We start from the raw sequence: 26,395 nt of genomic DNA, 5'->3' as shown, positions 1-26,395 counted from the left end.
ACGGCGGTCACCCGAGTATCACAGGTGCCCGCCGTGTTGAAAAGCGTTGAACGCGAGGCTTTTAGCGGTGGCTCGGCAGTTTCGGCAGGAAGACCGTCAAAAGGCCGAGCAGCGGCATGTAGGAGCAGATGCGGTAGACGAATTCAATGCCTTCCTTATCCGCATAGACCCCCAGAACCGCAGCCCCGATGCCACCGAAACCGAAGGCGAAACCGAAGAACATGCCGGCGATGAGGCCGACGCGGCCCGGCACAAGCTCCTGCGCGAAAACGACGATGGCCGAGAAAGCGGAAGAGAAGACGAAGCCGATGACGACGACCAGAACGGCTGTCCAGAACAGGTTCGCATAGGGCAGCATCAACGCGAAGGGAATGACGCCGAGGATCGAGAACCAGATGACGACGCGCGAGCCGAAACGGTCACCGATCGGGCCGCCGAAGAACACGCCCAGTGCCGAAGCCCCGAGGAAGAGGAACAGCAGTACCTGCGCGTCCTGCACGCCAAGGCCGAACCTGTCGATGGTGTAGAAGGTGAAGTAGCTCGACAGGCTGGCGAGATAGGCATTCTTGGTGGCGGTCAGAACCACCAGCACCAGAAGCGTCATCATCACGGTTCCGCGTGAGAGCGGCAGGGCGCGGCTGGCCGGAGCCTTGCCGACGGTTGCGCGGCGGTGGCGGGTATACCAGACGCCGACCCAGGACAGCACGCCGAAGCCGAGGAGCGCAATCAGCGAGAACCAGCTGAGGCTCGACTGGCCCAATGGAATGACGATGAAGGCGGCGAGCAGCGGGCCGATGGCCGTGCCGGTATTCCCACCCACCTGGAAGAAGGACTGCGCCAGACCATGGCGGCCGCCGGATGCCAGGCGGGCAACGCGCGAGGCTTCGGGATGGAAGATCGCCGAGCCGATGCCGATGAGGCAGGCGCCAATCACCAGAACCTCGAAACTATGGGCAAAGGCGAGCGTGATGAGGCCGGCGCAGGTGGAGAGCATGGCCACGGGCAGGGAAAACGGCATGGGCCAACGGTCTGTCACCATGCCGACGACCGGCTGCAGCAGCGATGCCGTGACCTGAAAGGCGAAGGTAAGCAGTCCGATCTGTACGAAATCGAGCGCGTAATTGGCTTTCAGCAACGGGTAAAGCGACGTCAGCAGCGATTGCATGATGTCGTTCAGCATGTGGCAGAAGCTCGCGGCTGCGATGATTGAAAACGCCGTGCGTTGCGGGTTGAACCCGGTGCTGGTGACGGTGGCCATGAATTATCCTCTCCAGATCCCCGCCGATGAAACGGGAAACATGTCTTTATTTGCTCCCGCTTTTATTCATATTGTGTCTGGCCTGCATTTGTGTTCTGGACGAGTTTCTTTGTGAGTGGGCCAAATGGCAAAAATCAAATCGCGACAGACAGTCGGTGTGACGCTCGAGGAGCATGAGCGCAGCCTGAAATTGATCGACGGCACCAATGAGCCGGTGCTGGCGCTCCATCGCATCTATCCGACGGGGCATCGCACGCCGCCCCATAACCATAGTCGCGTGCAGATATGGTGCGCGCGCCGGGGGGTGGTGCTGGTCAGCACGGCGGATGGGCGCTGGATGATACCGCCGGGTCACGGGCTGCTCATTCCCGCCGGTCTGCAACATGAGGCCGAAGTCATCTCCAATGTCGAGATGCACTCCATCTACGTCCATCCCGATCTCTTCCAGGCAACGTCTCCAAGGGTCGTGGAAATAACAGATCTCGCCTCGAGCCTCATTTCCGAGTTGCTGGCCGAGGAACATCAGCCAGCTGCTTTTCACCGGCAGGGTCTCGTGCGCGCACTTTTGCTGGATGAAGTGAACCGCCTGCCGGAACGCCCTTTGGGTTTGCCATTTCCGGACAATCAGCGGCTGGCAGCGCTTTGCCGGGATTTCCTCAACAGGCCCGTGGCGCGGGTGGAGATCGATGACTGGGCGGCGGCCATGGGCATCAGCCGCCGGTCCTTTACGCGTCTGTTTCGCAAGGAACTGGGGGTGAGCTTCGCCACATGGCGTCAGCAGGCCTGCATCTTCGCCTCCCTGCCGCGGCTGGCGGCGGGGGAGGCCGTGACGAACGTGGCGCTGGATGCCGGTTATGAAAACATCCCGGCTTTTACAACGATGTTCCGGCGAATGCTGGGCAGCTCGCCCCGGGCTTATCGCCAGGCGGCGCGGCAGCGCAGCGCCGCTTTTCCCGATTTTGAAGAGATGGGTGGCTAGGGTTGGGGTGGCTCACTCAACCTCATCCCTGTGACGAGCACAGGAATGAGGAGGATACCCTAAGCCGCCGCCGCCCGCATGTCGCGGCGGAAATCGGAAGGCGACATGCCTGATATCTGGCGGAATGCCTTGTTGAATGCGCTGACCGAGCCAAAACCGCTTTCCATGGCGATTTGCAGGATATTGTCCTTGCCCGTCATCAGCATGGCCTGCGCGCGCGAAAGACGGAGCAGGGTCAGATATTTGATCAGCGTCATGCCGGTGGATTTGCGGAACAGGTTCATCGCATATTTCGGGTGAAGCGCGGCGGCGCGGGCGATGTCGGTTGCGTCGATATCGTCGAGGAAATTGGCGGCAATGAAATCGCACATGCGTACCACGCCGATGGAGGGCGCCATGCCCTCATCATTCTCTCTGCGTTTGCCGCTGGCGGCGGAAGATACGACGGCGTATGGCTCGAGGAACATCCGCTCGACCCTGAGCAGCAATTCTTCCACCGCGTGCTGGGCTTTCGCCGGGTCGCCGGAGGTGACATAGCGAAACCAGCGGCCGAAATTTTCGGCGTCTGCCTTGTCCGTCTCAGCACTCACCATCGTCGCACCGCCCATCAGCAGGCTGGAAACGGTAGCGGGCAGGCGCATGCGGAAAAAATGCACGAGCGGAAGATGCGCGCCGGCGTAAAACGAATCGTCGGAAGAGTGGTCCATCTGGTGCGGCTGGCCACCCCAGAAGATGCACATCTGGCCGGAATTAAGCGTAAGGTCATGATCGCCCATGCGATAATGCACCGATCCCGCCATCACGTAATTCACCTCCACCTGCGCGTGCCAGTGTGGCCTGAGCATGATGGGCGGGTGATTGTGAAAAAGCTGAAGGGTTGTCGGCATGCCTTCGATGCTGCTTGCACCCGGCTGGTAGAAGGCTCTTTCAGCAATCTTACTTTCCGCCAAATCGATGTTCCCTTTTTACGAGACAGATTTCCTGCCGCCGGTAATGTGCCCATGTTCGCTGAAGAACGGCAATTGAAAAAGGGAGGTTTTCAATGTGCTTGAAATTTCTTGGCGCGTCTACGGCCATGCTGCTTCTTGCAGCCCCGGCTTTCGCGCAAACCGAGACCGTCACCATCTGGAGCTGGAATGTCGCGGCTTCCGCGCTGAAATCCACGGTAGAGGGCTTCAACAAGCAGAATCCGGATATCAAGATCGTCGTCGAAGACCTTGGAAACAATCAGGTTTTTGACAAGACGCTGGCTGCGTGCGCCGCCGGGGGCGATGGTCTTCCTGATATCGTCACCATTGAAAATTTCGAAGCGGAACTGTTCTGGAGCCGTTTCCCAGACTGTTTCGCCAATCTGACCGAGCTTGGCTATACGCCTGAGAAACAGGCGCTTTTTCCTGATTTCAAGCGCACGGAACTGGAGGTTGACGGTGTCGCCTATGCGGTTCCGTGGGACTCCGGCCCGGTAGCGGTTTTCTATCGCCGCGACTTCTATGAAAAGGCGGGCGTCGATCCGGCCACCATCAAGAGCTGGGATGATTTCATCGCCGCCGGCAAGAAGGTCATGGCTGCCAATCCCGGAACGGTCATGGCGCAGGCCGACTTCAACGGCGATAGCGAATGGTTCCGCATGATCGCCAATGAGCAGGGATGCGGTTACTTTTCGACCGATGGCCAGAACATTACCATCAACCAGCCCGCCTGTGTCGCGACCCTTGAAAAGGTCAAGGAAATGAAGGACGCCGGCATCATCACGGCGGCGATCTGGGATGAAAAGATCCAGGCGAATACCGCCGGCAAGGCGGCAAGCCAGATGTATGGCGCCTGGTACGAGGGCACGATCCGCTCCGGCTCGCCCGATCTCGCGGGCAAATGGGGCGTCTATCTGATGCCGAGCCTCACGCCTGACGGTCCGCATGCGGCCAATCTCGGCGGGTCTTCGCTGGCGATCAGTTCGACGTCCGAGCACAAGGAAGCCGCATGGAAATACATCGATTACGCGCTGACCACGAATGAGGGCCAGGTGACGATGCTGAAATCCTTCGGCCTCGTTCCCTCGCTGCTATCAGCCATCGACGATCCCTTCGTGAAGGAAAAGCACCCCTATTGGGGCGGGCAGGCGGTCTGGACCGATATTCTTGCCACGCTGCCGAAGATCGTTCCAAGCCGCGGCACGGCATTCCAGTCCGATGCGGATGCGATCTACAAGGCGACGCAGACGAAATATTTCGCAGGTGGCTATCCCGATGCGAAGGCTGCGCTCGATGATGCGGCAAAGCAGATCGAAACGGCGACGGGGCTGCCTGTCGCGCAGTAAGCCGGCGGCCAGGACCGAGCGGGTGCCACGGGCTTCTTCTCCCCGATGGGGAGAAGTCCGCGGCAGCGGGATGAGGGGGCAACGTTGGTGATAGATCGCGAGCTAACCCCCTCATCCGACCCTTCGGGCCACCTTCTCCCCCTTGGGGAGAAGAAATAGGCCGCACCGCCTTGCAATGGTCTCGCCCTCGAAATCGGGCAGGCCTTCAAGCTTTTCCATTTATCCGGCCCTTGTCCGGCATCTGGAGGTCGTCATGCCGTCTAGGAACAGGATCGCTTATGCGTTCCTTGCGCCCTATCTCCTGATTTTCGCCACCTTCTGGGTCTGGCCGATCATCAGCTCGTTCATGCTGTCGTTCCAGAATACCCGCATTAACCCGTGGCGGTTTGCACCGTCCATGAACTGGGGGCGGCTCGTCTCCGATCCGGCATTTTATAACGCGCTCTACAATACGCTGATCATTCTGGTCATTCAGGTGCCGGTCATGATCGCGCTCGCCACCGTCATGGCGGTGCTCCTGAATTCGCCGCTGCTGAAAGCGCGGCCGCTCTATCGTTTTGCCTTCTTCGCGCCTGTCGTTGTCGGCGAGGTGGCCTATGCGGCGGTGTTCCGGCTGATGTTCAGCGCCGATTTTGGCATCATCAACAAGCTCATCACGTCAGTCGGCCTTGCGCCCATCTCGTGGTTCGACGATGCCAATGCGGCCATGGCGCTGGTCATCATCGCGGTGACCTGGCGCTGGGCGGGGTATAACGCGATCATCATTCTCGCCGGTCTGCAATCGATCCCCGGCGATGTCTATGAGGCGGCGACGCTGGACAAGGTGAGCAAGCGCCAGCAGTTCTTTCATATCACGCTGCCGCTCCTCAAACCCATCATTCTGTTCTGCGTTGTCCTGTCGGTCATCGGCACCATGCAGCTCTTTGCCGAACCCTTCCTCATCACCAACAGGGGCGGGCCGGGCGGCGGCACGGAAACGCTGGGACTCTTCCTTTATCGGCAGGGCTTCACCTCGCTCAATTTCGGGTACGCCTCGGCCATCGCCTACACCATGGCGGCGCTCGCCATCGCCATTTCGTTGCTTAATCTCTGGGTCGGGAGGGAGCCGAAATGAGATCGAAATCGAGATCGCTTTTCTGGCAAAAGATCGCGCTGCACGCGGTGCTGACGCCACTTGCCGTCATCTGGCTGTTTCCGCTGTGGATGATGTTCGTGTTCTCGACCATGCCGGATTACGGCATCTTCAGCCCCGATATCGTTCTGGTGCCGTCCACCAACTTCATCGAGAATTTCAACAACCTGCAGGCGGATACGAATTTCCTCAGGGCCATGTTCATCTCGATCACCGTCGCCTGCATCTACACCGTCCTTTCGGTCTTCCTGACGTCGATGGCGGGCTGGGCGCTGGCGCGTTACCGTTTTGCGGGACGCGGCGTGGTGATCGCCATCATTCTCGGCACCATCACCCTGCCGTTTGCAGTCGTCGTCATTCCGCAATTCATCATGGTGGCGCGGGAATTCAAGCTCGCCAATACCTGGGTAGCGCTGATCGTGCCGCCGCTCTTCAACTCGCTCGGCGTGCTGTTCATGCGGCAATCCTTCTCGATGATGCCGACGGAGCTTTTCGATGCCGCGCGGGTGGAAGGCGTCAAGGAATGGCAGATTTTTCTGCGCATTGCTTTGCCCTTGGCGCGACCCACCATGGCGGCGCTCTCCATCATTCTCTTCCTGGCCTCGTGGAACAATTACCTCTGGCCGCTTCTCATCAATTCCCGCCCAGGAATGATGACCGCACCCGTGGCACTTGGCACCCTTATCGGGCTCACCAAGGTGTCATGGGGCGGCATCATGGCTGGCGCGGTGCTGTTGACCGCACCCATTCTCGTGGTTTTCGTGGTCCTGCAGCGTCACTTCATCGCCGGCATTTCAGCCGGGGCAGTCAAGTAAGGGGAGGCCGCATGGCGGAACTTTCGCTCAAAAACGTCGTCAAGCGATACGGTGCGCTGGAGGTGATCCATGGCGCCAATCTCGAGGTGAAAGACGGGGAATTCGTCGTTTTTGTCGGCCCGTCCGGCTGCGGAAAATCCACGCTTCTCAGAATGATCGCGGGGCTGGAGGATATTTCCGGCGGCGATATCGTGATTGGCGGCAAGACGGTCAGTGATGCTGATCCGGCCGATCGTGGCATTGCCATGGTGTTCCAGTCCTATGCACTTTATCCGCATATGACGGTGGCCGAAAACCTCTCCTTCGGCCTCAGGATGAACGGCAATCCGAAGGCCGATACGGAAAAGCGGGTCAACCGCGCCGCCGAAATCCTGCAGATCAATGAACTGATGGATCGCCGGCCGAAACAGCTTTCCGGCGGCCAGCGGCAGCGTGTGGCCATCGGCCGAGCGATTGTGCGCGAGCCGCAGGTCTTCCTGTTCGACGAGCCTCTGTCCAACCTCGATGCGGAACTGCGGGTGCAGATGCGCGTCGAAATTTCGCGCCTGCACAAGCAACTCGGCACCACGATGATCTATGTGACGCATGACCAGACCGAGGCGATGACGCTGGCCGACAAGATCGTGGTCCTGCGGGCGGGCAATATCGAACAGGTGGGTGCGCCGCTCGATCTCTATGACGATCCCGCCAACCGCTTTGTCGCCGGCTTTGTCGGCTCGCCGAAGATGAACTTTCTCGACGCCACTGTCATCGGCGGCGGCGCCGACAGCGTCACGCTCGCCCTCGACAGCGATCCTGCGGTGCGGCTGACTTTGCCGATCAAAGAGCGCGTCAACGAGGGCGCCAGGGTCTTGCTCGGCATCCGGCCGGAGCATTTTGCCGATGCGGGCGGGGGCGATGCCGATCTCACCGTGCATGTCGATGTCGCCGAGCATCTCGGCAATACCAGCTATGTCTATGCCCGAACCGAAGGCGGCGAGCAGCTCATCATCGAGCGGCCGGAATCGCGTGATGTCGGCAATCGCGACCGGCAGACGGTCGGCCTTTCCGCCCGCCGGGCTTTCCTTTTCGACAGCAAGGGCGAACGCCTGCGCTGAACCCTTTCCCAAGCACCCAAGACCGATACGAAAGACGAGGATTTCATGACCACCGAACAACCGATCCGCTGGGGCATCATCGGCCCGGGCACCATCGCCAGAACCTTTGCTGACGGTATCGCCCATTCCCGCACCAGCAGGCTGGAGGCCATAGCCACTCGCAATCCGGACAAGCCCGGCCTTGCCGAAGCTTTTCCCGGCGCGCGCATTGTGAAGGGTTACGATGCGCTGCTTGCCGATCCCGATATCGACGCGGTCTATATCGCCACGCCCCATACGGGCCATGCCGAGTGGGCAATCAAGGCAATCCGGGCGGGCAAAAACGTGCTGGTGGAAAAGCCTATCGCGATTTCCGCCTATGACGCCGACGCAATTTTCCATGAGGCGAAAAAGGCCGGCGTTTTTGCCGGTGAAGCCTATATGTATCGCCTGCATCCGCAGACGGCGAAATTGCTGGAACTGGTGAAAGCCCGCGCGGTGGGTGATATCCGCATCATCCGCTCGAGCTTCGGTTTCAACATGGGCTCGTTCCGGGCCGATCACCGGCTGTTCGCCAATGAAACCGCGGGCGGCGGCATTCTCGATGTCGGCGGTTATCCGGTTTCGATGGTGCGGATGATCGCAGGCGCTGTGGATGGAAAGCCTTTTGCGGAGCCCGAAAAAGTGGCGGGTGCTGCCCATCTCGGCCAGTCGGGCGTTGATGAATGGGCCTCGGCCGTGCTGAAATTCCCAAACGGCATCGTCGCCGAAGTCTCGTGCTCGATCATGGCGGCGCAGGACAATGTGCTGCGCATCATCGGTTCGGACGGCCGGATCGAGGTCAGGGATTTCTGGTTTGCCGCCGGCCACAAGGGCGGCACCGGGCGGATCGATATCATCAGGGGCGACAAGGTCGAAACCATCGAGCTGCCGGAGGATCGCTGGCTTTATTCCTTCGAGGTCGATGCGGCGGGCGAAGCAATTCGCCAGGGTAAAAAGGAATTCGATGCACCCGGCATGGCCTGGGCGGACAGCCTCGGCAACCTGCGCGTCATGGACCAGTGGCGGGCTTCCGTCGGGCTGGAATACAGCGTCGAAAAGGCGACGTCGCGTATCGCCAATATAGCCGGTGGTAAGGTTGTATCCGGAAATACGGTCCCGAAGCGGCAGATACCGGGCCTTGCCAAGCCCGCTTCGGTAGTCGCGCTCGGCTTCGAATTCTTCCCCAATTTCGCCCCCGCATCCCTGACGCTCGATGCGTTTTACGAGGCCGGCGGCAATCTTTTCGATACGGCCTATGTCTATGGCGGCGGCAAAACGGAGGCGATTTTCGGCGACTGGCACACCAGCCGCAACGTGCCGCGCGAAGAGATCGTGCTGATCGGCAAGGGTGCGCATTCGCCGCTCTGCTATCCCGATATGATCGCCAAACAGCTAGATCAGTCGCTGGAGCGTCTGAAGACGGATTATGTCGATGTTTATTTCATGCATCGCGATAATCTCGACGTCCCGGTGGGCGAGTTCGTTGATGCCATGGATGCCGAGGTTCGGCGCGGGCGCATTCGCGGCATTTTCGGTGGCTCGAACTGGACGCGCGAACGGATGGATGAGGCCGCGGCTTACGCGCAGAAGAACGGCAAACAGGCCCCCGGCGCGCTTTCCAACAATTTCTCCCTGGCCGAAATGCTCGATCCCATCTGGGCAGGCTGCGTGGCGGCATCGGATGACGAATGGAAAGAATGGCTGAAATCCCGACAAATCCCAAATTTCGCCTGGTCCAGCCAGGGGCGCGGTTTCTTTACCGAGCGGGCAGGGCGGGACAAGCATGACGATGAGGAAATCGTCCGCGTCTGGTATTCCGACCGCAATTTCGTCCGTCGCGATCGGGCGATCGAGCTTGCGCAGAAACTCGGGCGCCACCCAATCCATATCGCTCTCGCTTATGTCATCGCCCAGCCTTTCCCGGTCATCCCGCTGATCGGGCCGCGCACGATTGCGGAGCTGGAGGATAGTCTTTCGGCGCTGGATATTGCGCTGACGGACGAGCAGGTGAAGTGGCTGGAGGCGTAAGAGTGGATTTAGGCTGCGGATTTATCTGCCGCCTCTTCCGGATAGGGCAAGCCGTTGCGGCATATTTCTTCTCCCCGCCGGGAGAAGGTGGCCTGAAGGGTCGGATGGGGGGGCAAGCTCTCCTGATATCTCGACCCTCGCCCCCTCATCCCGCTGCCGCGGACTTCTCCCCGGCGGGGAGAAGAAACAAGGGGCATCCGCTCGCTCACACTGATGAATCTCAGGGTTGAGACATCATCTTCCACCTTCTTTCCTATCCCGGTGACTGCTAAAGCGTAGGTTCACAAACCTGCCGCCAAACAATCACCGGAGTTCCCATGAGCGATATCGACCGAGGCCGCGCCCAGCAGCTGATGCGGGAGGCGGAGATTGATGCGCTGGTACTGTTCCAGCCCGAGGCCTTTCGTTATGCGGTTGGTGCGCCTGCCGGTGTTGCGACCATGTGGGGCAAAGCGGGTTCCGCAATTGCGCTGGTGCCTGCCGATGCCGGGGCAGGGCTGGCCGCCGTCGTCAGTGATCATGCCGCGCCGATCATCAGGAGGGCGGCACCTGATATCGATCTGCGCTGCCATCGCATCTGGATCGATTTGGTCGATCTTTCGGGTGTGGACACCATCGCGCAGGTGGATGATGCCTATCGCCGCAACAATTCAGGTGGGCCGCGGCCGGAGACATTCGATCGTACCGCCTGCTTCGGCCTGCTCTCCGATCTGCTGCGGGAGCGCGGACTGTCCGCGGCGCGCATCGGTGCCGACCTTGAATTCATGCCCGCGGCCGATTTTCTAGCGCTGCGCCAGGCATTGCCCGAGGTGAACTGGGTTGATGGTTCGACGGTGCTGAAACGTCTGAGGGCGGTGAAATCTCAACGCGAGATCAACCTTCTCAGGCAGGCGTCAGCCGCAGCCGAGGCGGGGCTGGTCGAGATGGCAGCCGCCGTCCGACCGGGGGCAGCTCTTGGTCAACTCTCTACCGCCTGGAAATCCGGCGCGCAGGCATATGCCGCGAAATCCGGTTTTTCGTTGAGCGGGCATTGGGACTTCATTTCGGTCGGCCCGGCTTTGTCGGATATGACGGCAGCGGTCGCGCCGGGTGCGCTGATCAAGGCCGATGTGGGCACGCTGGTGGACGGTTATTCTTCGGATGGCGCGCGGACTTTTTCATGGGGGCCGGTTTCGCCTTTCGCGGGCGATATCTTCAAGGCTCTGGAAGCGGCCTTCGCCCGCGGGCTGGACGCGCTCCGCCCGGGCAATACATTCGGTGCAGTGCACGCCGCCATGCTGGCCTCGATGCGCAAGGACGGCTTCGGTGAATATTATCGCGGCCACTTCGGCCACTCCGTTGGTGGCAGCGTGGGTATCGAGGAATGGCCGTTCTTTTCCCACGACAATCCGGAACTCATTCTTCCCGGCATGGTCGTCGCGCTCGAAGCGCCGTTTTATGGGGAAGGCGTGGGTGCGTTGATGATCGAGGACCAGTTCCTCGTCACCGCATCTGGCGCAGAGTGCATGAACAGCCTGCCACGCACCCTGCGGGATTTATCTGCGGACTGATCGCCGGATCAGAGGAAATCGTCGCGGCGCGGCGTGAAGCAGTCGATCAGTTCGCCCTCTTCCAGACACAGGCAGCCATGCTCGATATGGCCGGGAATGACGAGGCTATCGCCCTTCTTGAGGTCGTAGGCCTCGCCATCACGGTAAAAGCGGAAGCTGCCGCTGGCGACATAGGTCGATTGTACATGCGGATGGCTGTGCAGCTTGCCTTCCGCGCCGGTCTTGAAACGGAACGATACCACCATCAGTTCGGGCGCTTCGGAAAGCACGGTGCGTTCTACGCCATCGTCGGGCGAAACAGTGGGGAAGGTCGGAAGCTGCTGCATATCTTTCTCCTCAGTCAATGCGGTTCAGGCGGCAATCTCAGCGCGGTGCGCGCAACATCGCGCGGTATCGCATCTGGCTGCTTTTCAGGTGGTTGCGCATGGCGCTTCGCGCCGCCTCCTCGTCGCCGTCCTGTATCGCGATCAGTATCGCCTCGTGCTCTCCCACCAGACGGCTGAGATCAGCGGGCGAAAGCACGGTCTCGGAGCCGTTGTCGGCCACGGCGCGGCGGGGAATGACGGTCGGGCCGAGCACCTGCAGAAACTCGCTGAAGCGGGGATTGTTGGTCGCTTCGGCAACGGCCAGATGGAAGGCGAAATCGGCCTCGGCCGTCGGGCTGCCCTTGGCGGCGCTGGCCCGGAAGGCGTCGAAGGCCTCGATGATCTTTTCTTCCTGCGCCGGCGAACGGCGGATCGCAGCAAGGCCCGCGGCATCGCCTTCCACCGCGGTGCGCAGTTCCAGCATTTCGATCAGCGAGGAGACGCGGGCCAGATCGACATTATGGAAAGGCCGCCGTTCGACCGGGGCGGGCTCCAGTACGAAGACACCGGCGCCCTGACGCGGTTCGACGAGACCGTCTGAGCGCAGGGAGGCAATCGCCTCGCGCACAACGGTTCGGCTCACGCCGAATTCCTGCGTCATCTGCGCTTCCGATGGCAGGCGGTCGCCAGTCTTGTAACGGCCCTTGGCGATCTGGCTGCGGAGTTCCTCCGAAACCTTCACCACAAGCGTTTTGGCCTGTGGCGCTGCCGGTTCGGAGGTCGTCGTTCTTGTCATCTTCGTCGCCGTTCTAAAAATATCGGTTGCGTCTACCGTTCCTCGATACGTTATTCGCGGCCCGGCTTGCAATCCCACCGCCTGCCGGGAACGTTCCCTGCCGCATTTCACGTCGCCTTGAAGATCGGGTTGTCGACGAAAACACCGCCCTGAAACCGCACCATGGCATCGCCGGGGTCGGGTTTCGGCGTTGTCTCGGCAATGTGCCGCCGGAAGGCCTCCGCATTGTCTTTGGGTTTCCATCCGAGAAAACCGAGATGCGAATTGTCCCACCAGCCGGCGTCATTGGCAGACGCGCCCCAGACAACGGGGCAGCCGAGGATCGGTGCGCGAAATACCGCTTCGATCAGCGATACGAAATCGTCGTGCGAGAACCAGGTGGACAACATGCGATAATTGGTGGGTTCCGGGGTGCAGGAACCGATGCGCACAAGCGCCGTCTCCTGCCCGAACTTCTCGAAATACATGCGGGCCAGGTTTTCGCCAAAACACTTGGAGACGCCGTAAAGCCCGTCCGGTCGGAAGGGGGCGTCGGGGCCAAGACGCTCCGTCTGGGGATAATAACCGATCGTGTGGTTGGAACTGGCAAAAACGATCCGCGGCTGTCCATGGGCGCGGGCGGCTTCATAGAGATTATAAAGCCCGATGATGTTGCCTTGAACGATTTGTTCGAACGGCTTTTCCACCGATATGCCGCCAAGGTGGATAATCCCGTCGCAACCGGCGACCATGGCATCCACGGCATTTGCGTCCGCCAGGTCGCACTGCACGCATTCCTCGTTCGGGCCTGCCGGGTCTAGCGGAGCGAGATCGGCGAGGCGCAAGATCTCGGCCACCGGTGCGAGGCGTTCGCGCATGACGCGGCCGAGCTGGCCTGCCGCACCGGTAACAAGAAGCCGTTTCATCGCAATTCTCCATCAGCATTATACGTCATCGACGCAGTCAGATATGGCAGCGCCTCTTGACCTTGTCATACAGATCGTACAAAAAGCGGATAACATATATTATGTGCCATACGCAACAATCATGAAGGATGAGTTTGATGCTGACCGTCGAAACAAGGCAGGCCGTGAACCCGGAATATGCAAAAACGCTGGATACCGAAGGTCTCCGCCGGCATTTCCTCGCCAGCGACATGTTCCGTTCCGGTGAAATCAGGCTGATCTACACCCATTACGACCGCTTTGTGATGGGCGGCGCCGTGCCTGACGGAAAGCCGCTGACGCTCGACAAGGTGGAGGAAACCAGGACGCCTTCCTTCCTCGATCGGCGTGAAATGGGCATCGTCAACATCGGTGAGGCGGGCACGGTCAGCGCCGGCGGCGAAACCTACACGCTGAACCGCGGTGACGTGCTTTATCTCGGTGCCGGCAGCGGCGCGGTGACCTTCGACGGCGGCGGGCGATTCTACATCACCTCGTGCCCGGCGCATCGCAGCCTGCCGGCGAAGCTGGTGACGCTGGCGAACAGCAAGGAGGTCAAGCTTGGTGCAACCGAAACCTCCAACAAGCGCACCATCAACCAGTTCATCCATCCGCTGGTCATGGAAAGCTGCCAGCTGGTGCTGGGATATACGACACTGGAGGACGGCTCGGTCTGGAACACCATTCCCTCGCATATTCATGATCGCCGCATGGAGGCCTATCTCTATTTCGGCATGGATGAAAAGTCGCGCGTGCTGCACCTGATGGGCGAGCCCCAGGAGACCCGGCACCTGTTCATTTCAAATGAAGAAGGCGCGATATCCCCGCCCTGGTCCATTCATTCCGGTGCGGGCATCGGCTCCTACACCTTCATCTGGGCCATGGCCGGCGACAATGTCGACTATACCGACATGGACTTCATTCAGCCGGGAGACCTGAAATGAGGAACCCCTTTTCGCTTCAGGGGCGCAAGGCGCTCGTCACCGGCGCGAATACGGGGCTCGGCCAGGCGATTGCGGTGGGTCTCGCCGCTGCCGGCGCGGACGTCGTCTGCGCCGCCCGTCGTGCGCCGGATGAAACGCTTGCCATCATCGCGAGGGACGGCGGCAAGGCCAGCGCATTGTCTATCGACTTTGCCGATCCGCTGGCGGCAAAAGACAGTTTTGCCGGTGCCGGTTTCGACATTCTCGTCAACAATGCCGGCATCATCCGCCGTGCCGATTCCGTTGAATTTTCCGAGCTGGACTGGGACGAGGTGATGGACGTCAACCTCAAGGCGCTGTTTTTCACCACGCAGGCCTTTGCAAAGGAGCTGCTGGCGAACGGCCGCCCCGGCAAGGTCGTCAATATCGCCTCGCTCCTGTCGTTCCAGGGGGGCATTCGTGTGCCGTCCTATACGGCTGCAAAACATGGCGTCGCCGGTCTCACCAAGCTTCTGGCAAATGAGTGGGCGGCGAAGGGCATCAATGTGAACGCGATTGCGCCGGGTTACATCGAAACCAACAATACAGAGGCACTGCGCGCGGATGCGGCCCGCAACAAGGCCATTCTCGAGCGCATTCCGGCTGGCCGCTGGGGTCATTCAGACGATATAGCCGGGGCGGCGGTTTTCCTTGCTTCGCCGGCGGCGGATTATGTGCATGGCGCCATTCTCAATGTCGATGGCGGCTGGCTGGCGCGCTGAGCCGCGCCCGCTTGTAAAATTCATCATATAACTTGTATGATGAATTGTTGACAAATATACGGCAAGTGGTTTAGGTGACTTTCAGTCATTGAACTTCAAAGGAATACCGATCATGAACCCTGAACAAATCAAAACGGCTCTCGGCTCCGGCCTTCTGTCTTTCCCGGTCACCCATTTCGATTCCGAGGGCCGTTTCGCTGCCGACAGCTACAGGGCCCATGTCGAATGGCTTGCCGGTTACAAGGCGCCGGTGCTGTTTGCCGCAGGCGGCACCGGCGAGTTCTTTTCGTTGAAGCCGGATGAGATTCCGACCATCGTTTCCGCCGCCAAGGAAGTCGCCGGCGAAACCGCCATCGTTTCCGGCTGCGGTTACGGCACTGAAATTGCGGTCGATATCGCCCGCTCCGTCGAAAAGGTCGGCGCCGATGGCATCCTGCTTCTGCCGCATTACCTCATCGATGCGCCGCAGGAAGGGCTTTACGCCCATATCAAGAAGGTGTGTCAGTCGGTCGGCATCGGTGTCATGGTCTATAACCGTGACAACTCGGTTCTTCAGGCCGATACGCTGGCGCGGCTGTGCGACGAGTGCCCGAACCTTGTCGGCTTCAAGGACGGCACCGGCGATATCGGCCTCGTTCGCCAGATCACCGCCAAGATGGGGGACCGCCTGATGTATCTCGGCGGAATGCCAACCGCGGAACTGTTTGCCGAAGCCTATCTCGGCGCCGGTTTCACCACCTATTCCTCGGCCGTATTCAACTTCGTGCCCGGCCTTGCCAACGAGTTCTACGCGGCGCTGCGCGCCGGCGAGCGCGCCACCTGCGAGCGCATTCTTGTCGATTTCTTCTATCCGTTCATGGCGATCCGCAACCGCGCCAAGGGTTATGCCGTCTCCGCCATCAAGGCCGGCGTCCGCCTGCAGGGCTTCGATGCCGGTCCGGTGCGTGCGCCGCTGAAGGACCTCACGAATGAGGAAATCGGCATGCTCGAAGCGCTGATCGGCACGCACAAGCGCAAAGCCTGATCACGGCATAACGGGAGGGGAGCCATGAAAATCACGGCAGTGCGCACGCATCTGCTCGAACATCGTCTGGACACGCCGTTCGAAAGCGCCTCCATGCGTTTCGACCGGCGGGCCCATGTTCTGGTGGAAATCGAATGCGACGACGGGACCGTCGGCTGGGGCGAATGCCTCGGCCCGGCGCGGCCGAACGCCGCCGTGGTCCAGGCTTATTCCGGCTGGCTCATCGGCCAGGACCCTCGCCAGACCGAAAAAATCTGGGCCGTGCTTTATAATGCCCTGCGCGATCAGGGCCAGCGCGGCCTCAGTCTTACGGCCCTGTCCGGCATCGATATCGCGTTGTGGGACATCAAGGGCAAGCATTACGGTGCTTCCATCTCGATGCTGCTCGGCGGGCGCTGGCGCGAGAGCGTACGCGCCTATGCCACCGGCAGCTTCAAGCGTGATGGTGTCGACCGCGTTTCAGACAATGCGTCCGAAATGGCGGAGCGCCGCGCTGACGGCTTCCACGCCTGCAAGATCAAGATCGGCTTCGGCATCGAGGAGGACCTCAGGGTCATAGCCGCGGTTCGAGAGGCGATCGGGCCTGACATGCGGCTGATGATCGATGCCAATCACGGTTATACGGTCACCGAAGCCGTCACGCTTGGCAACCGCGCCGCCGACTATGGCATCGACTGGTTTGAGGAGCCGGTGGTTCCCGAACAGCTCGATGCCTATCAGCGTGTACGGGCAGGGCAGCCGATCCCGGTTGCGGGCGGCGAGACCTGGCACGGGCGTCACGGCATGTGGCAGGCGCTTTCCGCCGGTGCCGTGGATATTCTCCAGCCCGATCTCTGCGGCTGCGGCGGTTTTTCAGAAACGCAGAAGATTGCCACGCTTGCCACGCTGCACGGCGTGCGCATCGTGCCGCATGTCTGGGGCACCGGCGTACAGATCGCAGCCGCGCTGCAATTCATGGCGGCGATGACGCCTGATCCGGTGCGGGTCAATCCCATCGAACCGATCATGGAATTTGACCGCACCCATAATCCGTTCCGTCAGGCGGTTCTCAGTGAACCTCTCGAAGCGGAGAACGGTATCGTCGCCATTCCCGATGGTCCCGGTCTCGGCATTGAGATCAACCGGGATGCACTCGTTGAATTCAGGATGCCAGACCCATGAGTGAACTCGTCAGAAAGCTGAGCGGCACCGCGCCGAGACCCGCTTTCCCGAAAGGCGCGATCGATACGCAGATGCACATGTATCTGCCCGGATATCCCGCCTTGCCGGGTGGCCCCGGCCTTCCGCCGGGCGCCCTGCCGGGACCGGAGGATTATCGTCGCCTCATGCAATGGCTCGGCATAGACCGGGTCATCATCACGCAGGGTAACGCCCATCAGCGAGACAATGGCAATACGCTGGCCTGTGTTGCCGAGATGGGCGAGGCGGCGCGCGCGGTCGTCATCATCGATGCCACCACGAGCGAAAAGGACATGGAGAAGCTTGCCGCCGCGGGTGCGGTCGGCGCGCGTATCATGGATTTGCCGGGTGGCGCTGTGAACCTTTCCGAACTGGAAGCGGTGGACGAGCGGGCGCATGCGGCCGACTGGATGGTGGCGGTGCAGTTCGACGGAAACGGTCTTCTCGACCATCTGCCGCGTCTTCAGAAAATCCGCTCGCGCTGGGTGTTCGATCATCACGGCAAGTTCTTCAAGGGCATCAAAACCGACGGGCCGGAAATGGCGGCGCTTCTGAAACTCATCGACGGCGGCAATCTGTGGTTCAAATTCGCCGGCGTTTATGAAAGCTCCCGCGAAAGCTGGCCGTACGAGGATGTCGCCGCCTTTTCGCGGGTGATCGCGGCGCATGCGCCGGAACGCATCGTCTGGGGCACCAACTGGCCGCATAATTCTGTACGCGAAACAGCGGTATACCCTGATGATGCCCGTCTTGCGGAACTCACACTCGGCTGGCTGCCGGACGATAGCGCGCGCCGTCGGGCGCTGGTCGAAAACCCCGAAGAGCTGTTCAAGCTGTCGCCGGTCAAGGCGGCCTAATTTCATCCGGGATGGTTGGGGAAGGGAGGCCCCATCATCCTTTTCACATGAAAGGTCTTTGCATGCCGGCCCGGACGGGCGTCAAAAATCGGTCCGTTAGCCTTGGAGGGGCTGGACCGTGTCAACAATGGAGGAGGAAAGCATGAAAAAGATTGCAAGCATGATGTGCGTCGCGATGGGGATCGCGCTGTCAGGCGTTTCCGCCATGGCGCAGGAAATCACCCTGCGTTCGGCCGATATTCATCCGGACGGTTATCCCACGGTCGAAGCCGTGAAATATATGGGCGAGCTTCTGGCCGAGCGGACCAATGGCCGTATCAAGATACAGGTCATGAACAATTCCGTTCTTGGCGGCGAAAAGGACACCATCGAGCAGACCCGCTTCGGCGTCATCGACATGAACCGCGTCAATGCCGCGCCTTTCAACAATCTGGTCAAGGAAACCACCGTTCTTGGTCTGCCTTTCCTGTTCCGCTCGACGGAGCACATGCACAATACGGTCGACGGTCCGATTGGTGATGAGGTTCTGGCTGCCTTCGAACCGCACGGTCTCGTCGGTCTCGCCTTTTACGATTCCGGCGCCCGATCCTTCTACACCACCAAAAAGCCCATCGAAAAACTGGCGGATCTGAAAGGGCTTAAAATCCGCGTGCAGCAGTCGGACCTGTGGATTTCGATGATGCAGGCCTTCGGCGCCAACCCGACGCCGATGCCGATGGGCGAGGTTTATTCCTCACTGGAAACCGGTGTTGTCGATGGTGCCGAAAACAACTGGCCATCCTACGAATCCGCCCGTCATTATGAGGTGGCAAAGAACTATTCTCTGACCGAACATTCTCTGAACCCGGAAATCCTCGTCATTTCGAAGATCTCCTGGGACAAGCTCTCCCCGGAAGACCAGACGCTGCTGCGCCAGGCGGCCAAGGATTCGGTCGGCAAGATGCGCGAACTGTGGAGCGCCCGCGAAAAGGCATCGGAAGAAAAGGTCCGGGCTGGCGGGGTCAATGTCATCAAGGTCAACAAGGAGGAATTCGCTGCCGCGATGGGGCCGGTCTACGACAAGTTCGTCACCGATCCGAAGATGAAGGACCTTCTGGAACGGGTGAAAGCGGTCAAGTAACGCGTGGGAAACCGGCCTTGGAAACAGGGCCGGTTTTCTTTTGTCGCCGTTGATGCGGGAGGAACAGACAATGCGACACTTCATGCGGGCCATCCGCCCTTTTCTCGGCGCGCTCAGCCACGCGTCGCTTTATATTGCCGGTATCGGCATGATCGCCATGACGCTTATCGTCGGCTGGCAGGTCTTTGCGCGGTACATTCTCAACGATTCACCCAGCTGGTCTGAGCCGCTGTCGCTGCATCTCATGTCGTGGTTCATCATGCTTGGCGCCGCCGTCGGCGTGCGCGAGAGCGTGCATCTGGGGCTCGATATTCTGCGCTACATGATGCCGCCGCGCGTGCAGAAGGGCATGGACCTGACAAGCCTTGCGCTGATCTTTTTCTTCGGTGCCGGCATGGCCTGGTATGGCACCTCGCTTGCCATGGGGACATGGACGGCGACGATCCCTGTTCTCGGCTGGCCGGGCGGGACGGATTTCTTTCCGCTGATCGGCGGCGGTTTCCTTATCGCGCTGTTTGCTGCCGAACGTTTCGTCGATCTTTCCATCGGCGAGGAAATCGCTGCAGACGTGATCGTGCAGGAGGCCGCATAAATGGCTTACACCATTCTCTTCGGGGTGTTCACCCTGCTGATGCTGATCGGAACGCCGATCGCGTTCTGCCTCGGCATCGCGTCCTTCGCCACGGTTCTTTATCTCGGCCTGCCACCCATCGTGGTGTTCCAGCAGATGAATTCCGGCATGAATGTCTTCGCGATGATGGCGATACCGTTCTTCATCTTCGCTGGCGACCTCATGGTGCGCGGCGGCATCGCCCATCGCCTCATCCGGTTTGCCGCCGGTCTGGTCGGGCATCTGCGCGGCGGCCTCGGACAGGTCAATATTGTGGCCTCGACACTGTTCGGCGGCATTTCCGGCTCGGCCGTCGCCGATGCTTCCGCCGTCGGCGGGCTCATGATCCCGCAAATGGCCAAGCGCGGCTATGACAGGGATTATGCCGTCAATGTCACCGTCAATGCCGCCATTATCGCGCTGATGATCCCGCCCTCGCACAACATGATCCTCTATTCGATCGCGGCGGGCGGCAATGTCTCTGTGGCCGATCTCTTCACCGCCGGTATCATTCCGGGCCTGTTGCTTGCAGCAGCGCTGATGGTGACGGCCTATATCGTCGCCCGGCGCAAGGGCTATCCGTCTGAGCCTTTCCCCGGTTTCTCGAAGCTGATGTATTATTTGCTGGCGTCTTTCCCCGGCATCCTGCTGATCGGCATCATTTTCGGCGGCGTGCGTTCGGGCATCTTCACCGCGACCGAGAGTTCCTGCATCGCCGTGCTCTATGCCTTCCTTGTCGCCATGCTGGTCTATCGCGAACTCAACTGGGACGGCTTCGTGGAAGCGGTGATGGGGGCGGTTCGTACCACGGCCATGGTTCTGCTGGTCATCGGCACGGCGGCATCCTTCGGCTGGCTGATGGCCTTCCTGCAGGTCCAGACATTGATGATCGCGGCAATCAGTGCGATTTCGGACAATCCGATCATCGTGCTGCTTGTCATCAACATCATCCTGCTGTTGCTCGGCACCTTCATGGACATGGCGCCGATGGTCATCATTTCCACGCCGGTGCTTCTGCCCGTCGTGAAGGCGTTCGGCATCGACCCCGTGCACTTTGGTGTGGTGATGATCCTGAACGCCGGTATCGGCCTCAACACGCCGCCCGTCGGAACGGTGCTCTTCGTCGGCTGCGCGGTGGGCGGCATATCGATACGGGAGGCAATGCGGACGATCTGGCCGTTCTTCGGCGCCAGCATCGCAGTGCTGCTTGCTGTCACCTATATTCCGTCGCTGTCCCTGTGGTTGCCGTCACTGTTCCGGTAATTCCAGCGCTTTCAGACGAGGAGGCCCCGTTATGCCGGGGCCTTTTCCGTTTCGTCGGCAAGCAGCCTTTGCTGCTCATGCTCGTCAAATGCCATCAGGTTGCCGTGCCGGCTGCGGCGTATCCGGTTCATATGGTCACGCGGGCTTAATCCCAATGTCCGCTTGAACATGCGCGAGAAATAATAGGGGTCGCCATAACCCACCTCGGCCGCCGCTGCCGAGACCGAAAGTCCGGCCTCAAGAAAATGCATGGCGCGTTCCATGCGTTTGAACTCCTGATATTTGCGCGGCGTCCGTCCCACCCGCTTCTGGAATTCCCGCAGGAAATAATCGCGATTATAGGGCGCCGCATCGGTGGCCCGCCCGGCAATGTCGGGGTCCAACGGATTGGCGGAAATCATCGTGATCGCCTTCATCACCGCAAGGTCGAGGCCTTCCGTACCCTCCGGCTGAAAACTCGGGCGGTCGACCCAACCCAGAAACGCGTCATCGATGAAGGCGATCAGAAGCACCATGAAGAGATGATGTTGACCCAGAGTGACGGAGGAAGGAGGCGCGCTCTGCCGGTAGTGGCGCACCAGCGGCTCCAGAAGCGACCAGCGGCTCAGCCGCAGTTTCGGTTTCAGGTCCATCTGCGCGATCAGGTTGTGGCGGCCGTAAATATCGAGCGTGAAATGCTGCGCCACGCCGCGATAGGTGACTGCCTGCTCGTTCCACCCGACAAAGCGTTGCCCTCGGAAAATAAGCATGGCGTCACCGGGCTCCAGTACCCTTGCTTCGCCATCAACGAGATAGTGCCCGCGCCCCTCCAGGCAGATGATGAGATCGTCCACTGGATTGGATTTGTCGATCTGCCAGGTGCGCGAATGCTCCATTTTGATCGTCGCGCGCGTCAGGTTGAGGTTGAGCGCCGCAGGCGGAACGGATGACAGAATGCCACCTTCGATTTCGTCCATCTTTTTCCTCGTCTTTGTTAATTCACCTTGGCGCTGAAATTTGGTTTTGTCACCGCATAAATTGCTTTTACGCGCCGTATCAATGAGGGAGGAGATCGGTCGCGGCTAGGAAATACGCTTTATTGCGCCTGCCGCTGGCCGTTCCGGGAGAATCACTTGTACGAAATTGTATTCTGTCAGTCGCGTTCCGCCGGGACGCGGGGAGGAGCATCATGAAATCTCAGCGCTTCCTGGGGCTGGGATATCTGATGCCTTACATCATCGGGCTTTTGGTCTTCACGGCCATTCCGTTCCTTGGCTCGCTCTACCTCAGTTTCACCCGTTACGACTTGATGAGCGATCCCAGCTGGGCAGGGCTTGCCAATTACGAGCGGCTGTTCACCCGCGACCGCACCTTCATGAAATCCCTGAACGTCACCCTGTTCTACGTGTTTCTGACGGTGCCGCTGAAGCTTGCCTTTGCGCTGTTCATCGCGGCAATACTCAATTACAAGCTGCAATTCATCAACTTTTTCCGCACCGCCTTTTACGTGCCGTCCATCCTCGGCGGCTCGATCGCGATTGCGGTTCTGTGGCGCTATATCTTCGCCAGCGAAGGCCTTGCCAATATGGCGCTTGCCGCCGTGGGGCTGTCGCCGGTGGACTGGTTCGGAGATCCGGGCAATGCGCTTTTCACCATCACGCTGCTGCGCTGCTGGCAGTTCGGCTCGGCCATGGTGATCTTCCTTGCGGCCCTGCAATCCATCGACAAATCGCTTTACGAAGCGGCCGCCATCGATGGTGCCGGCAAGGTGAGGACCTTCTTCTTCATCACCCTGCCGCTTCTGACGCCGGTGATCTTTTTCAACCTCATCATGCAGATGGTGCAGGCATTCCAGGAGTTCAACGGTCCTTACATCATCACCCAGGGCGGGCCGCTGAAGTCCACCTATCTCCTGCCTCTTTACATCTACGACGAGGCCTTCAAGAAGTTCAACATGGGCTATGCCTCCGCAATCGCCTGGGTGCTCTTCACCATCATCACCGCGCTGACCCTCGTGGCCTTCTGGTCCTCGAAGAAGTGGGTCTATTACGCCGGCGACAAGCGGAACTGATGCCATGACCGATATCGCAACCCTAAACGACATGCAGGCGGCCCGCCGGGCGCGGCTCAGGCTGCTTTCCACCTCGGTCCGCTACGTGCTTCTCTTCGCTGTCGGACTCGTCATGCTTTATCCGCTGATCTGGCTGGTGGGCGCAAGCTTCAAGACCAATTCGGAAATCTTCTCCGGTGCCGGTTTCATCCCGGAAAACCCGACGCTGGATGGCTATATCCGCGGCTGGGAAACCTCGACGCCCTACACCTTCGGCCGGTTCTTCTGGAATTCGTTCCTGATCATCATGCCGAAGGTCATCGGCACGGCGATTTCCTGCACCATGGCGGCCTATGCCTTTGCCCGCTTCGATTTTCCGCTGAAGAAGATCCTGTTCGGCTCGGTCATCGCCATTCTGCTGCTGCCCAATGTCGTCACCCGCATTCCGCAATATATCCTGTTTCGCGATCTCGGCTGGCTGGACAGTTTCCTGCCGCTCTGGGTGCCCTCGGCTTTCGCCGGTGATGCCTTCTTTGTCTTCATGCTGGTGCAGTTTCTGCGCTCGCTGCCCTCGGACATGGAAGAGGCCGCCCGGGTGGACGGCGCCAACAGCCTGCAGACACTGGTGTACATCGTCGTACCGATGCTGGCGCCGGCGCTGATCTCGGTCTGCCTGTTCCAGTTCATGTGGACGATGAACGACTTTCTCGGGCCGCTGATCTACCTGTCCTCGGTCGACAAATATCCGGTGAGCCTGGCGCTCAAACTCTCCATCGACACCACCGAAGCCTTTGAATGGAACCGCATCCTGGCGATGTCGGTGCTGACGATCGCGCCTGCGCTGATCGTGTTCTTCGCGGCGCAACGGTATTTCATTGAAGGGATCTCGTCTGGCGGGGTCAAGGGCTGAAAATGGCAAGCGTTCAACTTAAAAATCTCGAAAAAGTCTATGGCGGCAGCTTCAAGGCGGTGCACGGCATCAATCTCGACGTCGAGGATGGCGAGTTCATGGTGTTCGTCGGCCCTTCGGGCTGCGCCAAATCCACGACGCTGCGCATGGTGGCGGGGCTGGAGGAAATCACCGGCGGTGAAATCCTGATCGGCGATCAGCGCGTCAACGACCTGCCGCCTGGCAAGCGCTCCATTGCCATGGTGTTCCAGAACTATGCGCTTTATCCGCATATGAAGGTGCGCGGCAATCTCGCCTTCGGCCTGAAGATCGCCGGTGTCGCCAAGCCGGAGATCGAGAAGGCCATCGACAATGTCGCGCGCATCCTGGAGATCGAGCCGCTGCTCGACCGTCTGCCGAAGCAGCTTTCCGGCGGGCAGGCGCAGCGTGTGGCGCTCGGCCGTGCGCTCATCAAGAAACCGGGTGTGTTTTTGTTCGATGAGCCGCTGTCCAATCTCGACGCCAAGCTTCGTGCTTCGATGCGGGTTCGCATTACCGATCTGCACCGCCAGTTGAAAGCGGAAGGCCTGTCATCGACTGTGATCTACGTCACCCATGACCAGACGGAGGCCATGACCATGGGTGACCGCATCTGCGTCATGCAGGCAGGTCGCATCATGCAGGTCGCGACGCCGAAGGAGCTTTACAACCATCCCGCCAATCTCTTCGTCGCCGGCTTCATAGGCACGCCGGAAATGAACCTCGTGGATGTGGCAATCGAGGGTACTGAATTCGTGATCGCCGGTCAGCGCCTGCCGATCGGCGCGCATCTGGAACAGCGACTATCGGCGAGACCCACGGACGCCGTCATCGGCATCCGTCCGCAGCATTTCTCATTGGCGGAGGCGACCGATGGTCCGGCGCTGCAGGCGAAACTCACCAATGCGGAATTCATGGGCCACGAGGTCTATCTGCACGCCGATCTCGGCGGCCAGAAGGTCGTCAGCGTCGTCGGCGCGGCGGAATTCGAGGTGCTCGGCCGCGATGGTCTTCTGCGCCTGAAGCCGGACCCGGAGAAGCTGCATATTTTCGACAAGGCCGATGGGCGCAACGTTTCGCTGTGAGGAGCGGACGGGCGTGCCTGATTTTTCGAGGAGGAGAAGAACAATGAAGATGATGACCAGAATGATGGTGATGCTTGCCGGTGCCGCTTATGTGGCGATGGCGACCGCTCCTGCGGCAGGTGCCGCGGAACTGCGCATGTCATGGTGGGGCGGCGAGAGCCGCCATGTCGCCACCCAGAAAGCGATTGCCGCCTGTGGCGAGAAATACGGCCACACGATCAAGGGCGAGTTCACCGGTTTCGACGGTTATCTCGAAAAGCTCACCACCCAGATGGCGGGCAAGACGGAAGCTGATATCGTTCAGGTCAACTGGCCGTGGCTGCCGCTGTTTTCCAAGAATGGCGAAGGTTTTGCCGATCTGCGCCAGCTGAAGCCGCTCGATCTTTCCCAATGGGCCGAGAGCGATCTGGAGGCGGGGTCGATGAACGGCGTGCTGCAAGGGCTTTCCGTTTCCACCACCGGCCGCGTCTTCTTCTTCAATGCCACGACCTTCGAAAAGGCGGGTATCGAAATTCCGAAGACCTGGGATGAGTTCTTCGCGGCGACGAAGACCATCAAGGAAAAGCTCGGTAAGGACTATTATACCTTCAACGCCGTCAAGGAGACCGCCCAGCTTCTGGTGACGCTGGCCGTTGTGCAGAAAACCGGCAAGGATCTGGTCGATCCCAAGACCAACCGCGTGGCCTGGACGCCGGAGGAACTGGCCGAGGGCATTTCCTTTGTCGGCAAGCTGGTCGAAACCGGATCCATCCGCTCCCAGAAAGAGGAAGCGGCCGATGGCAATGTCAATCTTTATGAAAAGCCGTCCTGGTCTGAAGGCCGCATTGCCGGCTCCTATGAATGGGATTCGACCTATTCAAAATATGCCGATCCCCTGAAGCAGGGGCAGGTTCTGAAACCCGTGCCGATGCTGAAGCTTGCAGACGCGGTGACCGAGGGGGTCTATCGCAAGCCTTCAATGGTGTTCTCGATCTCTAAAAACTCGAAGAACCCGGAAGCAGCGGCGCAGATACTGAACTGCCTGCTGAACGAGCCTGAGGGTATCGACGCACTCGGCACCTCGCGTGGTTTGCCGGCATCCAAGGCTGCGGCTGCACGTCTGGGCGACAAGGGCGAGCCGGAAGTGCGAGCCGCCAATGCCATCGTCATGGCCGCATCCGGGCCGGTGGTATCGCCCTTCAACGAACATCCGGAAATCCGCTCGGCCTTCATCGATACGCTGGAAGAATATGCCTATGGCCAGCTGACGGCGGAGGAGGCGGCCGAGCAGATCATCGATTCCACCAATGATGTTCTGGCGAAGTTCGATTGACGGCAATCTCCCGCCGCCGCGTCCGTGGCGGCGGGCTCACTGACCGGCTGCCGGAACATGCGAGGCATGTCCGCCAGGGCCTGGCC

General features: G+C 60.1%; 25 protein-coding genes. 19 read left to right on the top strand and 6 right to left on the bottom strand.

Annotation, left to right across the window (positions count from 1 at the left end):
- Positions 1–61: 61 nt before the first annotated feature.
- Positions 62–1,258 (bottom strand): MFS transporter, encoded by a 1,197-nt coding sequence (locus K7A42_RS13520; protein ID WP_004445010.1) that lies wholly within the window; start codon positions 1,256–1,258, stop codon positions 62–64.
- Between the two features lie 124 nt (positions 1,259–1,382).
- Here K7A42_RS13520 and K7A42_RS13515 point away from each other — a divergent pair, with 124 nt between their 5' ends.
- Complete coding sequence (locus K7A42_RS13515) at positions 1,383–2,237, top strand: AraC family transcriptional regulator (protein WP_004445008.1); 855 nt, start codon at positions 1,383–1,385, stop codon at positions 2,235–2,237.
- 59 nt (positions 2,238–2,296) lie between these two features.
- Here K7A42_RS13515 and K7A42_RS13510 read toward each other — a convergent pair whose 3' ends face one another.
- The gene (locus tag K7A42_RS13510) at positions 2,297–3,187 is read right to left on the bottom strand and encodes a helix-turn-helix domain-containing protein (RefSeq protein WP_072492972.1); all 891 of its coding nucleotides are present in this window, start codon (positions 3,185–3,187) and stop codon (positions 2,297–2,299) included.
- A 92-nt stretch (positions 3,188–3,279) separates the two neighbouring features.
- Here K7A42_RS13510 and K7A42_RS13505 point away from each other — a divergent pair, with 92 nt between their 5' ends.
- The 6 genes from K7A42_RS13505 (at position 3,280) to K7A42_RS13480 (ending at position 11,194) form a co-directional block, all read left to right on the top strand.
- Positions 3,280–4,551 (top strand): ABC transporter substrate-binding protein, encoded by a 1,272-nt coding sequence (locus tag K7A42_RS13505; protein ID WP_022562662.1) that lies wholly within the window; start codon positions 3,280–3,282, stop codon positions 4,549–4,551.
- 253 nt (positions 4,552–4,804) lie between these two features.
- Positions 4,805–5,665, top strand: a complete 861-nt coding sequence (locus K7A42_RS13500) for a carbohydrate ABC transporter permease (RefSeq protein ID WP_282455392.1) — start codon at positions 4,805–4,807, stop codon at positions 5,663–5,665.
- Entirely contained in the window at positions 5,662–6,498 is an 837-nt protein-coding gene (locus K7A42_RS13495) for a carbohydrate ABC transporter permease (RefSeq protein WP_035210329.1), read from the top strand. Before K7A42_RS13500 ends, K7A42_RS13495 begins: the two co-directional genes overlap by 4 nt.
- Positions 6,499–6,509: 11 nt before the next feature.
- The gene (locus K7A42_RS13490; RefSeq protein WP_282455391.1) at positions 6,510–7,595 is read left to right on the top strand and encodes an ABC transporter ATP-binding protein; all 1,086 of its coding nucleotides are present in this window, start codon (positions 6,510–6,512) and stop codon (positions 7,593–7,595) included.
- A gap of 45 nt (positions 7,596–7,640) precedes the next feature.
- A complete protein-coding gene (locus K7A42_RS13485) occupies positions 7,641–9,644 on the top strand; it encodes an aldo/keto reductase (protein WP_282455390.1) in 2,004 nt (667 codons plus the stop codon).
- Positions 9,645–9,961: 317 nt separating this feature from the next.
- Positions 9,962–11,194 carry a M24 family metallopeptidase gene (locus K7A42_RS13480; protein ID WP_108081615.1) on the top strand — a complete coding sequence of 411 codons (1,233 nt, stop codon included), beginning with the start codon at positions 9,962–9,964 and terminating at the stop codon, positions 11,192–11,194.
- 8 nt (positions 11,195–11,202) lie between these two features.
- On the opposite strand, the gene K7A42_RS13475 is transcribed toward K7A42_RS13480, so the two are convergent.
- The 3 genes from K7A42_RS13475 to K7A42_RS13465 form a co-directional block, all read right to left on the bottom strand.
- Complete coding sequence (locus K7A42_RS13475; RefSeq protein WP_006700391.1) at positions 11,203–11,520, bottom strand: cupin domain-containing protein; 318 nt, start codon at positions 11,518–11,520, stop codon at positions 11,203–11,205.
- A 37-nt stretch (positions 11,521–11,557) separates the two neighbouring features.
- Positions 11,558–12,295, bottom strand: coding sequence for a FadR/GntR family transcriptional regulator (locus K7A42_RS13470; RefSeq protein ID WP_107327280.1), 738 nt, complete (start codon positions 12,293–12,295; stop codon positions 11,558–11,560).
- A 107-nt stretch (positions 12,296–12,402) separates the two neighbouring features.
- Positions 12,403–13,200, bottom strand: a complete 798-nt coding sequence (locus K7A42_RS13465; protein ID WP_006700392.1) for an NAD-dependent epimerase/dehydratase family protein — start codon at positions 13,198–13,200, stop codon at positions 12,403–12,405.
- Between the two features lie 137 nt (positions 13,201–13,337).
- Between K7A42_RS13465 and kduI the strand changes: the two genes are divergently transcribed.
- From kduI to K7A42_RS13425, 8 genes are all read left to right on the top strand, one after another.
- Positions 13,338–14,162: a 5-dehydro-4-deoxy-D-glucuronate isomerase gene (gene kduI / locus K7A42_RS13460; RefSeq protein ID WP_107327282.1), complete on the top strand. Its 825-nt coding sequence runs from the start codon at positions 13,338–13,340 to the stop codon at positions 14,160–14,162.
- Positions 14,159–14,902 (top strand): 2-dehydro-3-deoxy-D-gluconate 5-dehydrogenase KduD, encoded by a 744-nt coding sequence (gene kduD / locus K7A42_RS13455; protein ID WP_006700394.1) that lies wholly within the window; start codon positions 14,159–14,161, stop codon positions 14,900–14,902. The genes kduI and kduD overlap by 4 nt, the downstream gene beginning before the upstream one ends.
- A 112-nt stretch (positions 14,903–15,014) precedes the next feature.
- A complete protein-coding gene (gene kdgD, locus K7A42_RS13450; protein WP_004444985.1) occupies positions 15,015–15,926 on the top strand; it encodes a 5-dehydro-4-deoxyglucarate dehydratase in 912 nt (303 codons plus the stop codon).
- Positions 15,927–15,950: 24 nt separating this feature from the next.
- Positions 15,951–17,087 carry a D-galactarolactone cycloisomerase gene (locus K7A42_RS13445; protein ID WP_282455389.1) on the top strand — a complete coding sequence of 379 codons (1,137 nt, stop codon included), beginning with the start codon at positions 15,951–15,953 and terminating at the stop codon, positions 17,085–17,087.
- Complete coding sequence (locus K7A42_RS13440; RefSeq protein ID WP_282455388.1) at positions 17,084–17,962, top strand: D-galactarolactone isomerase; 879 nt, start codon at positions 17,084–17,086, stop codon at positions 17,960–17,962. The genes K7A42_RS13445 and K7A42_RS13440 overlap by 4 nt, the downstream gene beginning before the upstream one ends.
- Positions 17,963–18,104: 142 nt before the next feature.
- Positions 18,105–19,082: a TRAP transporter substrate-binding protein gene (locus K7A42_RS13435; RefSeq protein ID WP_282455387.1), complete on the top strand. Its 978-nt coding sequence runs from the start codon at positions 18,105–18,107 to the stop codon at positions 19,080–19,082.
- Positions 19,083–19,152: 70 nt separating this feature from the next.
- Complete coding sequence (locus tag K7A42_RS13430; protein ID WP_022562649.1) at positions 19,153–19,674, top strand: TRAP transporter small permease; 522 nt, start codon at positions 19,153–19,155, stop codon at positions 19,672–19,674.
- Positions 19,675–20,955, top strand: coding sequence for a TRAP transporter large permease (locus tag K7A42_RS13425; RefSeq protein WP_004444979.1), 1,281 nt, complete (start codon positions 19,675–19,677; stop codon positions 20,953–20,955).
- 29 nt (positions 20,956–20,984) lie between these two features.
- On the opposite strand, the gene K7A42_RS13420 is transcribed toward K7A42_RS13425, so the two are convergent.
- Positions 20,985–21,911 carry a helix-turn-helix domain-containing protein gene (locus K7A42_RS13420; RefSeq protein ID WP_004444978.1) on the bottom strand — a complete coding sequence of 309 codons (927 nt, stop codon included), beginning with the start codon at positions 21,909–21,911 and terminating at the stop codon, positions 20,985–20,987.
- Positions 21,912–22,123: 212 nt separating this feature from the next.
- Between K7A42_RS13420 and K7A42_RS13415 the strand changes: the two genes are divergently transcribed.
- Genes K7A42_RS13415 through K7A42_RS13400 form a run of 4 tightly spaced genes read left to right on the top strand, consistent with a single transcriptional unit; the run spans position 22,124 to position 26,309 of the window.
- On the top strand, positions 22,124–23,005 hold the full coding sequence (locus K7A42_RS13415) for a carbohydrate ABC transporter permease (protein WP_282455386.1): 882 nt from the start codon (positions 22,124–22,126) through the stop codon (positions 23,003–23,005).
- Between the two features lie 4 nt (positions 23,006–23,009).
- Positions 23,010–23,894: a carbohydrate ABC transporter permease gene (locus K7A42_RS13410; RefSeq protein WP_006700401.1), complete on the top strand. Its 885-nt coding sequence runs from the start codon at positions 23,010–23,012 to the stop codon at positions 23,892–23,894.
- A gap of 2 nt (positions 23,895–23,896) precedes the next feature.
- The gene (locus tag K7A42_RS13405) at positions 23,897–24,997 is read left to right on the top strand and encodes an ABC transporter ATP-binding protein (protein WP_004444973.1); all 1,101 of its coding nucleotides are present in this window, start codon (positions 23,897–23,899) and stop codon (positions 24,995–24,997) included.
- Positions 24,998–25,040: 43 nt separating this feature from the next.
- On the top strand, positions 25,041–26,309 hold the full coding sequence (locus K7A42_RS13400; protein ID WP_282455385.1) for an ABC transporter substrate-binding protein: 1,269 nt from the start codon (positions 25,041–25,043) through the stop codon (positions 26,307–26,309).
- The last annotated feature ends 86 nt before the right edge of the window (positions 26,310–26,395 follow it).

Source organism: Agrobacterium sp. InxBP2 (assembly GCF_026191755.1).
Taxonomy (GTDB): Bacteria; Pseudomonadota; Alphaproteobacteria; order Rhizobiales; family Rhizobiaceae; genus Agrobacterium; species Agrobacterium pusense.
This window is presented reverse-complemented; position numbering and strand designations above follow the sequence as displayed.